Annotated in this window: 10 protein-coding genes; 5 read left to right on the forward strand and 5 right to left on the reverse strand. The window is 62.4% G+C overall.

What is annotated here, in order from left to right; all coding sequences use genetic code 11:
• Positions 1 to 218: 218 nt before the first annotated feature.
• The gene (locus tag ACK4FH_RS03610; RefSeq protein ID WP_409811237.1) at positions 219 to 1,715 is read left to right on the forward strand and encodes a M20 family peptidase; all 1,497 of its coding nucleotides are present in this window, start codon (positions 219 to 221) and stop codon (positions 1,713 to 1,715) included.
• Between the two features lie 418 nt (positions 1,716 to 2,133).
• Complete coding sequence (locus ACK4FH_RS03615) at positions 2,134 to 3,747, forward strand: phosphoenolpyruvate carboxykinase (protein ID WP_409811238.1); 1,614 nt, start codon at positions 2,134 to 2,136, stop codon at positions 3,745 to 3,747.
• A 72-nt stretch (positions 3,748 to 3,819) separates the two neighbouring features.
• On the opposite strand, the gene ACK4FH_RS03620 is transcribed toward ACK4FH_RS03615, so the two are convergent.
• Complete coding sequence (locus ACK4FH_RS03620; protein ID WP_409811239.1) at positions 3,820 to 4,089, reverse strand: hypothetical protein; 270 nt, start codon at positions 4,087 to 4,089, stop codon at positions 3,820 to 3,822.
• A 62-nt stretch (positions 4,090 to 4,151) separates the two neighbouring features.
• On the reverse strand, positions 4,152 to 7,022 hold the full coding sequence (gene polA / locus ACK4FH_RS03625; RefSeq protein WP_409815135.1) for a DNA polymerase I: 2,871 nt from the start codon (positions 7,020 to 7,022) through the stop codon (positions 4,152 to 4,154).
• A gap of 163 nt (positions 7,023 to 7,185) precedes the next feature.
• Between polA and ACK4FH_RS03630 the strand changes: the two genes are divergently transcribed.
• A complete protein-coding gene (locus ACK4FH_RS03630; protein ID WP_409811240.1) occupies positions 7,186 to 8,187 on the forward strand; it encodes an ABC transporter ATP-binding protein in 1,002 nt (333 codons plus the stop codon).
• A 3-nt stretch (positions 8,188 to 8,190) separates the two neighbouring features.
• Here ACK4FH_RS03630 and ACK4FH_RS03635 read toward each other — a convergent pair whose 3' ends face one another.
• Positions 8,191 to 8,706, reverse strand: a complete 516-nt coding sequence (locus ACK4FH_RS03635; RefSeq protein WP_409811241.1) for a PAS domain-containing protein — start codon at positions 8,704 to 8,706, stop codon at positions 8,191 to 8,193.
• 175 nt (positions 8,707 to 8,881) lie between these two features.
• On the opposite strand from ACK4FH_RS03635, the gene ACK4FH_RS03640 reads away from it, so the two are divergent.
• Complete coding sequence (locus ACK4FH_RS03640; protein WP_409811242.1) at positions 8,882 to 9,520, forward strand: GNAT family N-acetyltransferase; 639 nt, start codon at positions 8,882 to 8,884, stop codon at positions 9,518 to 9,520.
• A 7-nt stretch (positions 9,521 to 9,527) separates the two neighbouring features.
• Here the strand turns inward: ACK4FH_RS03640 and ACK4FH_RS03645 are convergent, their stop codons facing one another.
• A complete protein-coding gene (locus tag ACK4FH_RS03645) occupies positions 9,528 to 10,151 on the reverse strand; it encodes a TetR/AcrR family transcriptional regulator (protein ID WP_409811243.1) in 624 nt (207 codons plus the stop codon).
• An 85-nt stretch (positions 10,152 to 10,236) separates the two neighbouring features.
• Between ACK4FH_RS03645 and ACK4FH_RS03650 the strand changes: the two genes are divergently transcribed.
• Positions 10,237 to 11,313, forward strand: coding sequence for a hypothetical protein (locus ACK4FH_RS03650; RefSeq protein ID WP_409811244.1), 1,077 nt, complete (start codon positions 10,237 to 10,239; stop codon positions 11,311 to 11,313).
• Here ACK4FH_RS03650 and ACK4FH_RS03655 read toward each other — a convergent pair.
• Entirely contained in the window at positions 11,310 to 11,951 is a 642-nt protein-coding gene (locus ACK4FH_RS03655; RefSeq protein ID WP_409811245.1) for a Crp/Fnr family transcriptional regulator, read from the reverse strand. The two genes, ACK4FH_RS03650 and ACK4FH_RS03655, sit on opposite strands and share 4 nt — an antisense overlap.
• Between the last annotated feature and the right edge of the window lie 160 nt (positions 11,952 to 12,111).

The following is a 12,111-nucleotide window of genomic DNA, read 5'->3' on the forward strand; positions in this document are numbered from 1 at the left end:
TCTCGCATGGCATACCCCGCACACAAAACGCCGCCCAGCGTGGCGACGAGGCTTAGGGTCGCTTTTGGCCCAAAATGTGGCGGCAGTATAAGGGCTTGAGAGATTGTGCGCCATGCTTGGTGGAGACCGCCGGACGGGACGGCGTTTGACAGGCCGGGCGCCGCCCGCCAAGAGTTGCAAAACCGCGGGATGCGGATGGAGGCGAGGGGGATTTGTCCATGCTGAAGCGAATTCTGATCGGGGCAGGCGCGCTGCTGCTGCTTCTTGCGGCCATCGTCATCGGGCGGACGCTGATGATCCCGGCGGCGGAGCTTGCCGCGTCCGGCGCGCCGGCGAGCATCGATGCCGAGGGCGCGGCCGATCGGCTTGCGCAGGCGATCCGCTTTCCGACGATTTCCCATCAGCGCGGCGCAGACCCGGCCGATGTCGCGCGCTCGGACGCCGCTTTCGAAGGCTTCCGGAACTGGATGGATGCGACCTACCCCGCCTTAACGGGCGCGACCACGCGCGAGATATTCGGCGGGCATACGCTGCTTTACCGCTGGGAGGGCGAGGACGCGTCTCTCGAACCGGTGCTGATGATGTCTCATATCGATGTGGTGCCGATCGCTCCGGGAACGGAGGATCAATGGGAGCATCCGCCCTTCTCCGGCGCAATTGCCGATGGCTATGTCTGGGGGCGCGGCACGATCGACAACAAGGGCTCGCTGATCGCGATGGTGGAGGCGGCCGAGCTTCTCGTCAAACGGGGGTTCCGCCCGCAGCGCACGATCTATTTCGCCTTCGGCCATGACGAAGAAATCGGCGGCGGCGAAGGCAACAAGGCGATTGCCGCAGCGCTGATGGAGCGCGGCATCCGTCTTGCCTGGGTGAAGGATGAGGGCGGCATGATCGGCCACGGGCTGCTGCCCGGCGTGTCCACGCCGGTCGCCACTATCGGCGTTGCCGAAAAGGGTTCGATCTCGCTCGACATCATCGCCTATTCGAAAGGCGGCCACTCCTCCATGCCCTCACCCGCCGCGCAGACGGCAATCGGGCGGCTTGCGCGAGCCCTTGAGAGAATTGGCGATGCACCGTTCGAGTCCCGCGTCGACGGGGCAACGCGGGGCATGATCGAAAGCCTTGCGCCGGCGGTGCCGTTCATGCAGCGGATGGTCTATGCCAATCTCTGGCTCTTCGAACCGGTCGTGCGCGGCGTGATGGAACGGACGCCGACCGGCGCGGCGCAACTTCAAACAACCATCGCGCCGACCATCATCGAGGGTGGCAACAAGGAAAACGTGCTGCCGCCGGAGGCACGCGCGGTCGTCAATTTCCGCATTCACCCCCGCGATACGGCGGATAGCATTATCGAACATGTGCGAGAGGCGGTAGGCGACCCGGGTGTGAAGATCGAGCCGCTCGACGGTATCCGCGAGGCTTCCGCCGTTTCCAACATCAAGGGCGAGGGCTACAGGCTGATCACGCGGGCAATCGGCGAGAATTTTCCGGGCACGATTTCCGCGCCATACCTTGTCGTCGGGGGCACGGATTCGCGCCACTATCTGCCGATCACCGACAATGTGTTCCGCTTTATCCCCATCCATATGGGTCCGGACGACATGGCCCGCTTCCACGGCACCAATGAACGCGTGTCTGTCGCCAATATGGGCGAGGCGGTGGCCTTTTATATACGGCTGATGGAAATGCTGGACGAGGCGGACCGGGCGAACTGAGCGGTAGCTGCCGCTTTTTGCAGCAGCCGGTGCGTTAACCAAGGGAATGCCGCGCCATCGCGCGCAATACCCGTATTGGCGAACGGGTATTTTGCAGTGCAAAACCTCGCCGGACGCGCGCTTTTGCAGCGATGATGGACGCATCGCCGCAGGCCTTGCGAGCCGATTGCAAAGCGGTTGCGCGGAACCGGGGCGGCAACTATGTTGGCGCCGAATTTCCGGGGATCAGGGGCCGGCCCGCAACGGGCGATGGCCCCGCTTTTGCTTTGTCCCGGCAGAAGGCGCAGAAGCGATCTGCGGACTCTGCCAGCGGACAGGGCCCATGATAGAGTAAGGCCTCGCAGACAAGGCGCAGGCGGCAGGCGTTAAAACAGGGATGTTGGCCCGAGCGGCCACTGAGGAGCACGAGGAGAGCAGCGTGAAACAGACCGGGCCCTATATCAGCAAACATGGCGCCGACATCAGCGGCTTCAAAAATCTCGCGGCGACGCACTGGAACTATCGTCCTGCCGCGCTTTACGAAGAAGCGATCCGCCGGGGCGAAGGCCATGTCGCCGCCAATGGCCCGCTCGTCGTGAAAACCGGTGTCCACACCGGCCGCTCCGCGAAAGACAAGTTCATCGTTCGCGACGCCTCCACCGAAAAGACCGTGTGGTGGGACAACAACAAGTCGATGACGCCGGAAGCCTTCGACCTCCTCCATGCCGACATGCTGAAGCACGCCGAAGGCAAGGAACTCTTCATTCAGGATCTCTTCGGCGGCGCCGACCAGACCCATCGCCTCGCGACCCGCATCTACACGGAATACGCCTGGCACTCGCTCTTCATCCAGAACCTCCTCATCGAGCCGAAGGTGGAAGAACTCGACGACTTCCTGCCGCAGTTCACCATTATCGACCTGCCGAGCTTCGAAGCCGACCCTGAAAAATACGGTGTGCGCACCGGCACCGTGATCGCCTGCAACTTCGCCAAGCGCATCGTGCTCATCGGCGGCACCTCCTATGCCGGCGAAATCAAGAAGTCCGTCTTCTCGATGCTGAACTACGACCTGCCGGCCAAGCGCGTCATGCCGATGCACTGCTCGGCGAATGTGGGCGAGAAGGGCGACACGGCAATCTTCTTCGGCCTTTCGGGCACCGGCAAGACGACGCTTTCGGCCGTTGCCACGCGCACGCTGATCGGCGACGACGAGCATGGCTGGTCGGAGAATGGCGTCTTCAACTTCGAAGGCGGCTGCTATGCGAAGATGATCAAGCTCTCGGCCGAAGCCGAGCCCGAAATCTACGCGACGACGCGGCGCTTCGGCACTGTGCTCGAAAATGTGGTGATGGACGATGCGACGCGCGAGCTCGATCTCGACAGCGCGGCGCTCGCGGAAAATTCGCGTGGCGCCTATCCGCTCTCCTTCATTCCGAATGCGAGCGCAACCGGCCGCGCGCCGCATCCGAAGAACATCATCATGCTGACGGCGGATGCTTTTTCGGTGCTGCCGCCCATCGCACGGCTGACGCCGAGCCAGGCCATGTATCACTTCCTTTCCGGCTATACGGCGAAGGTCGCCGGCACGGAAAAGGGCGTGACCGAACCGGAAGCGACCTTCTCGACCTGCTTCGGTGCGCCGTTCATGTCGCGCCATCCGAGCGAATACGGCAACCTGCTGCGCGACCTCATCGCCGAGCACAAGGTGTCGTGCTGGCTCGTCAACACGGGCTGGACCGGCGGCGTCTACGGCACGGGCAACCGCATGCCGATCAAGGCGACGCGCGCCCTGCTCGCCGCCGCGCTCGACGGCTCGCTCAACAATGTCGAGTTCCGCACCGATCCGAATTTCGGCTTCGAGGTTCCTGTGAGCGTGCCGGGCGTCGACGACAAGATCCTCAACCCGCGCGACACCTGGGCCGACAAGGCCGCCTATGACGCGCAGGCGCAGAAGCTCGTGAAGATGTTCATCGACAATTTCGCGAAGTTCGAAGCGCATGTGGACCCGGATGTGCGCGCTGCCGCACCGGCGCCTGCCCGCGCCGCCGAATAAGCATTCGTCAGCGACGAAGCGGAAAAGCCCGGAGGGAAGCCTCCGGGCTTTTTCATTGAGCTTCAGTCGGGCCTACTTGCGCGGATTGTGACCGTCGCCCGCATGGGTGCCGGTCCATGACGGCGGATCGGAGGCGGGGAAGCTTTCATCGAGCGTTTCGTCCACCGCACCTTCCTTCGCCTTGCGGGCCTTTTCGGCCTTTGCCGCGAGACGCTCGGCGCGCGCTGCATCCTTTTCGGGCGAGATTCCGCCGCAGGTCCAGGCCGGTGCGTCGCTGGCCGGCATGGATTCCTTTGCGGCCTCGTTCACAAGCTTCTGCTCTTTCTTCTCGGTGCCGGACATTCCTGTTCTCCTGTTCGATACAGGGATATAACGCCCGGAACGCCTCCTGGTTCCCAGGGCCGCTAATGCGCCTCGTCCCAGTTCTTCGCCGCCCGCGCATCGACATCGAGCGGCACAGTGAGCGCGACAGCAGGCGCCGCCGCGCCCGACATGACGCCCGCGACGAGTTTCGCGGCTTTCTCCGCCTGCTTCTCCGGCACTTCGAAGATCAGTTCGTCATGCACCTGCAGCAGCATGCGCGCATCGAGTCTTGCCTTTGCGATTTCGCCTGGCATGCGGATCATGGCGCGGCGGATGATGTCCGCTGCCGAGCCCTGAATGGGCGCATTGATGGCAGCGCGCTCCATGAAGCTCTTTTCGGCCGGGTTCTTCGAATTGATCGCGGGCAGATGGATGCGGCGCCCGAAGATCGTTTCCACATAGCCGTTCTTGTGCGCGAAGTCCTTTGTGTCGTCCATATAGGCGCGGATGCCGGGGAAGCGCTTGAAATAACGCTCGATATACTCGCCCGCCTCGCCGCGCGAAATGCCGAGCTGGTTTGCAAGGCCGAAGGCGGAGATGCCGTAGATGATGCCGAAATTGATCGCCTTGGCGCGGCGGCGTACCGCCGGGTCCATGCCTTCGATGGGCGTGTTGAACATTTCGGACGCCGTCATCGCGTGAATGTCGAGCCCCTCGGCGAAGGCCTTTTTCAGCGCTGCTATGTCCGCGATATGGGCGAGGAGACGCAATTCGATCTGACTATAGTCGGCGGAAATGAGAAGGTTGCCGTTCTCTGCAACGAAGGCCGTTCTGATCTTGCGGCCATCCTCGGTGCGGACCGGAATGTTCTGCAGGTTCGGATCGGTGGAGGCGAGACGGCCGGTCGAGGTCGAGGCCAGCGAATATGAGGTGTGGATGCGGCCCGTGTCCTTGTCGATGAATTCGGGCAGCGCGTCCGTATAGGTGCTTTTCAGCTTGGACAATCCGCGCCAGTCGAGCACGCGCTGCGGCAGGTCGTGACCCTGCGCGGCGAGCATTTCCAGCGTGTCGGCATCGGTCGACCAGGCACCCGTTTTCGTCTTGCGGCCGCCTTCGAGGCTCTGCTTGTCGAAAAGGATTTCGCCAAGCTGCTTCGGCGAGCCGATGTTGAAGCGCTCGCCGGCGAGTTCGTAAATCTCTTCTTCGTATTGCGCCATCTTCTGCGCGAAATCGCCGGAGAGGCGCGCAAGCACCGTCTTGTCAACCTTGACGCCTGCACGTTCCATGTCAGCGAGCACAGGCACAAGCGGGCGCTCCAGCGTTTCATAAACCGTCATTCGATGCTCGGCGACGAGGCGCGGCTTCAATATGTGCCAGAGGCGGAGCGTCACATCGGCATCTTCAGCGGCATAGGCCGTGGCACGATCAATCGGCACCTGATCGAAAGTGATCTGCGCCTTGCCCTTGCCTGCGACTTCCGAAAAAGGGATCGGCTTGTGTCCGAGATGAAGCCCGGAAAGTTCGTCCATGCCGTGGCCATGCACACCGGCATCGAGCGCATAGGACATGAGCATCGTGTCGTCATGACCCCGAAGCTCGATCCCGTGCTGGCGGAAGACGAGCATGTCGAATTTCAGGTTCTGGCCGATCTTGAGGACAGAAATATCTTCCAGCAAAGGCTTCAGAGCCTTCACCGCTTCCTTCAGGGGGATTTGCGGCGCGGCACCGGTATCGGCGAAATCGAGACTGCCGCCTGCGCCATGCTGCAGCGGGATGTAGCAGGCCTCGCCAGGCACCAGTGCGAGCGAAACGCCGACAAGGCGCGCCTGCATGGGGTTCAGCGAGTCCGTTTCCGTGTCGACCGCGAGATAGCCCTGCTCTTTCGCGCGATCGATCCACGCCTTCAGTGTTTCGGTATCTGTGACCGTGCTGTATTTCGCGGCAGCAAAATCCGCATCGACACCCTTTGGCGTTGCGCTAGGCACGCCGCCTTTCGCCGTGCGGCTTACTTCCTGTTTTTCCTTCTTGATATCCTTCGTGCCGGTGTCTTCCGGCGGGTGGTCGCCTGCGGCCTCGATTGCATCGACATCGACATTGAAGCGCTCGCCGACGCGGCGCGTCAGTGTGGAAAATTCCATGTCCTTGAAGAAGCCGATCAGCGTTTCGGGATCGGGCTCGCGGACACCCATCGTCTCCAGCGGCTCGTCGATAGGGACATTATTGTCGAGCTCGACAAGCCGCCGCGAAATGCGCGCCTGCTCGGCAAACTCGATGAGATTTTCACGGCGCTTGTTCTGCTTGATCTCCGCGGCACGTGCGAGCAGCGTTTCGAGGTCGCCATATTCCTCGATCAGTTGTGCCGCCGTCTTGATGCCGATACCGGGGACACCCGGCACATTGTCCGTGCTGTCGCCCGCCAGCGCCTGCACATCGACAACCTTTTCCGGTGGCACGCCGAATTTCTCAATTACCTGATCGCGAGCGATGGTTTTCAGCTTCATCGTGTCGAGCATGTCGACGCGGTCGTTCACGAGCTGCATCAGATCCTTGTCGGAGGAGACGATGGTGACGCGGGCACCCGCCTCCGCCGCGAGACGTGCATAGGTTGCAATGAGGTCGTCGGCCTCGTAGCCGAGCTTCTCGATACTGGGAACGCCAAAGGCACGCGTCGCATCGCGCACCAGCGCGAATTGCGGGCGCAGGTCTTCCGGCGGCTCGGCACGGTTTGCCTTGTATTCGGGATAGATGTCGTTGCGAAAGGTTTTGGACGAGGCATCGAAGATGACGGCGAGATGGGTCGGCTCAAACTCGTCTTTCGTGTCTTCGATGAGCTTGTAGAGCATGTTGCAGAAGCCGGCGACGGCGCCGACGGGCAACCCGTCCGATTTCCGCGTCAGCGGCGGGAGTGCGTGATAGGCGCGGAAAATATAGCCCGACCCGTCCACCAGAAAGAGATGATCTCCCTCCTTCAGGGGCTTTCCGTCCGAAGATGCCTTTGCCGGTGCATTCTTTTGCGCCTTGCCGCTTGCCACGCGCCTCGCCTTTCCTATCTATCGGGGGTCTTCTATATTCCCTGTCTCGCAGGGCCGCCACTATAGCGCCCGGACACCCGCCCGCCAAAAGAAGAGCCCGCCCATGGCCCATTCGCTTGCCGATGTCGAACCGACCTATGATGAGCGCGTTCCCGGGGAACCGGCGCCGCGGGGCGACACCCCTCACGCCATCGAGGCGAAGGCGCTGCGCAAGGTCTACAAGGCGAGCGGCAACCAGCCCGCCAAGGAGGCACTCAAGGGGATCGATCTCGCCATACCTCGCGGTTCCATATTCGCGCTTCTTGGGCCGAACGGGGCGGGAAAATCGACCTTCATCAATATTCTTGCCGGGCTCGTTCTCAAGACTTCGGGATCTGCCTCGGTCTGGGGCTTCGACATTGATGTCAATCCGCGCCAGGCGCGGGGTTCCATCGGCGTGGTGCCGCAGGAACTCAATATCGACCCTTTCTTCACACCGGCCGAAGTGATGGAGATGCAGGCCGGGCTCTATGGCGTACCGAAGCGCGAGCGGCGGACCATGGAAATCCTGAAAGCCATGGGGCTCGACGACAAGGCGGATGCCTATGCGCGCACGCTTTCGGGCGGAATGCGGCGCAGGCTGCTGGTCGCCAAGGCGATGGTGCATAACCCGCCCGTTCTCATTCTCGACGAGCCGACGGCAGGTGTCGATATCGAGCTGCGCCGCCAACTCTGGGACTATGTGAAAGGGCTTCACGCGCGGGGCACGACGATCGTGCTCACGACACATTATCTTGAAGAAGCTGAGGCGCTTTGCGACACGATCGCTATCATAGACAAGGGGCAGGTCGTCTGCTGCGAGCCGAAGGAGCAGCTTCTGGCGCGGATCAGCGACAAGAAGCTCATCGTCCGCCCCGCATCCCCTGCCCGCACATTGCCGGCAGTACTGGAAGGCATGAAAGCAGAGCTTCGCGCCGATGGCTCGATCGCGGTGCAGTATAATCCCGCCGAAACGAGCGCCATGAAGATACTTGGGGCGCTGAATGCGGGCGGGATGGAAATTGCCGATATCTCGACGGTCGAATCCGACCTTGAGGATGTATTCCTGCAGCTGACTTCGAAATGAAGATCAGGCCGACGCGCGTTTCAGCAATTCACCCATGACCATGTCGACCGCGCCGCTGCCTGTCGTGAGCGGCATCAGCACGGCCTCGACTTCCGTTGCTGGGGCTTGCGCGAATGAGGCGCTGCCATACAGCCGCAAGGGACGGCGGAGCTGGCAGACAATGCCGAAGAGCTTGCCGATGGCGGCGGCGGATTTTTCCGCGAATGCGCCTTCGAGGCTTGTGCCCGTGAAATCGCGCGCGAAGAGATCGTTGAGCGCGGTGCCCATAAGGCGCACACGGAAATCGCCGATGGAAAGTCCGGGCGCCACGACATCCACCAGGAAGAGCGACGGCAGATGGCTGACGATTTCAGCCGGACTTACATCGGCGCGGGCCGGGAAGGGACGCCCCGCCCGCTTCTCCTCCCAATAGGCATACATGTCGCGCAGCCGCGCATCCTGAAACGACAGGAGCGGATCGATGAAGAGATCAAGGGGTGCAAGCCGCAATGGCTCCGACATGGAACTCAATACTTTCATGCCTTGCCCGACTGGGGCGCGCGGTTTTCCGGGGGCTCCTTCCTATAGGCCAAATCGGGACATGCGCCAAGCGCCTCGGAGGGCCACCCTATTTTGGTATATTGACCAATATTTTTCTTGTGCCTTCGCAATCCGCCGCCATAAATTGGTCATTAGACCAATATGAGGCAGGCAAATGACCATTGAAATCGTGAAAGCCGCGGGCGCGCAAGCAGCAGAAGCCGCGGCATATGTTCCAGACCTCGTGCTCGCCACAGGGCCGCTTTCCTACGACTACATTTTTGGCGGACGGCGGCTCTACGACCCTTTCATCGCGGCTGCGTGGGCGGCACCCGGCAATTTCTTTTCACATGAGCAGTCGGTACTCGCCTATGAGGACGGTGTCTTTTGCGGCGTATTGATCTCGCATGACGGGGCGGACCATTACCGGCTGAAGGATGCCGTCTGGCCGGTGGCTGTGGGGCTCATCGGTCAGCATGGCGTGACGGAGGCAGACATTGCCGCGCTTGCCGGGCGCGCCGAAATTGCGAGCTTCATGAACCCGCATGTGCCGGAGGACTGCAGCTACATCATTGTCGTGTCGGTGCCGGAGGCGGCGCGCGGGCGCGGCGCGGGACGAAAACTCATCGAACACGAGATCGCGCGCGCGCGGGAAAGAGGCTTTTCACGGCTTCATCTGGATGTGATGTCGGACAATCCGGCGGTCGGGCTCTACCGTGCGATGGGTTTCGAAGCGATGGCGGAAACGGTGACACCCATTCCCTGCCGCGAGCACGGACTTGCCATGGAATTGCGGATGATGCTGCGGCTTTGAGCGCGCATCACTCGCGCGAAAGCAGCCGCATGATGGCACGGGTCGCCTCGCGGGCGTTGAAGTCCGAATCGCCCGGCGGCCCCATATGGGGCCTGGTGATCGACATTCCTTCGATCAGGGCCACACATTGACGCGCGCGGCGCGCACGCTCGCGCGGCGCAAGCGCCGGGTTAAGCGTTTTCGCAATATCGCAGAAGAGTGCGAAGTAGATTTCGTAATAGCGCGACAGTGCCTCGGCGATCGTCTTGTCGCGGGCGGCAAAGCCTGCGACTTCGATCATGAAGATACCGCAGTCGCGGCGATAGGCCTCGTCGTTGAGCAGAAAATCGAGCGCGCGGTGGAGGCGCTGTTCGCCGCTGCCCTTCGCCGCGCCGAAGCGCGCCATGATTTCCTCCCCATAGCGGCGGACGAAACGATCTAGCAGCTCTGCAAGGATCGCGGCCGGGCTTGCAAAATAATACTGCACATGGCTGAGCCGCAGGCTCGCCCGCGCCGCGACGCCGCGCGCGGAAAACCCCGCATAACCCTCCTCCAGCAGAAGCGCCGAGGCGGCGGCGAGAATTTCCTCGCGGCGCGTCGCGCCCTTCTCGGTGAGCGGAATTTCGGCAGCGCTGACTGTCTCTCTTTTCATGAGCCGCAGATTACATCGCGGCGGGCCATTGACAAAATTGGTCTTATGACCAATATTTGGCAAGAATGAAACCGGAGGAAAGTTCATGTCGAAGCGGGTGCTGCTGGCAGGCGGATATGGCGTGGTGGGCGCGCAGGCGGCGCGGCTTCTGAGGAAGCACCACCCGGATGTGGAAATCCTGATCGGCGGGCGGCGCGAGAAGGAAGCGGCGAAGCTCGCCGAGGAACTCGGCAAGGCGCACGCCGCCGTGATCGATGTGACGAAGCCTTCGCCGCTCCAGGCGATTGAGGGAATCGACGCTCTCGGCGTCTTCATCCATGAGTATGACGATCACCTGCTCGACGAGGCGGCGAGACGCGGCATTGCCTATATGGACATCACGCGCGGTCTCGATGCGCAGTTGCGCGGGCTTGCGGCGGCGGCACTCCGCGCACCGTCCGCGCCGATGCTTTTCACCTCGCATTGGATGGCGGGCGGGCCTGCCATCGTCGCAAAGCGCCTTGCGCATGATCTGGACAAGGTCTCCCGCGCAGACATGTCGATTCTTTACTATACCGGCGACAAGATGGGCCCGGACTCCGCCAGCGCAGGCGCCGGCATGTCGCAAGGCTTCACGGCGCGCGTGGATGGCGAGTGGCGGAAGGTCGGACCGTTATCAGATGAGCGAGAAGTGCGATTTCCCTCCGGCGCAACGCGCCCTGTCTACCGGATGAACATGGGCGATGTCTTGACGCTCGCGCTTGCCAATGGCGCAAGGGAGGCCGGGGTGCGGCTCGGGCTCGACAGAGGCAATTCGCTTGGCAGCATGCGCCGCCTCATCAAGCTCGGACTTTGGGACCTGCTGATGAATCTGCCGGGCATGAGCGCGATTGCCGCAACGAAGCCGGGGCCGGGGGCCGCGCATGAAATCGTGATCGAAGTGGAAGGCGTCAAGGACGACCGCAAGGTCGCGCGGCGCGCGACGATACTTGACCCGCAAGGCCAGTCGCATCTCACTGCCGTCGGCGCGCTATACGGGCTGGAGCGGGTTTCAGGCCTCGGCATGGCGCCTCTCGGGCCCGGCGCGGCTCTGCCCGAGACCGGCTTCACGATGGCCGGCTTCGAACGCCTTGCGGCGCTTTACGAAGCGGAGGGAATTCAACTCGCGATGGAAGGCGCCTAGCGGCGATAGATCTCGGCAATGTCCAGCAGCGTCTCCATATTCAGGATGTTGAGACGGCCACCATTGACCTGCACGACATTGTTATCGCGGAAGCCGCTCATCACGCGGCTGACATGAACCTGAGTAAGACCCAGCGCATCGGCGATCGTCTGCTGGCGCAGGGGAAATGGCATGGAGGTCTCATCGGCGAGGCCGCGGCTCTTCAGCCGGCGATGCAGCTCCGCTATCAGCCGGGCGAGGCGCTGCTCGGCGTTCCGCCGGCCGAGATCGACCAGGCGCGCCTCGCTATCCTTGCGGCCTGTGGTGCAGATTTCAAGAAAGGACCAGACGAGCCCGGGGTCCTCGCTGCCAATCTCCTTCAATTCCCGCACATCAAAGGCGCAAAAGGAGATATCGGTGAGCGCCTGTACCGGCACTCTTACGCTGGGGCGGACAACCAGCTCGGCCCCCGCAATGTCGCCCGGCACCAGAATGGAGAGAACCTGGCGGCGGCCATCCGGCACATGGGTGAAGCGGGCGGCCCAGCCGTCACGCAGCACGACGATGCGCCCGGATACCTCGCCTGCCCGCAGGACATGCTGACGGGCGCGGACCACGCCTTCCGTCTTGCGGCGGCGCCTGTCCGACTTGGCTGTCATCACGGCACCGCAGATACCGCCGCTCCTGAACGGACAGGAAGCGCATCCCTCCGGCATATTGCTGGCCCCTTCACCGGACAAATTGCGACTTTCGTCCGGGCGGAATGGCCGTTCACTCATACTCTATCCTGTTCGTACCTGAGCGGATTTCAGGCCTATT

Source organism: Parvibaculum sp., assembly GCF_046297875.1.
In the GTDB taxonomy this organism is placed as follows: Bacteria; Pseudomonadota; Alphaproteobacteria; order Parvibaculales; family Parvibaculaceae; genus Parvibaculum.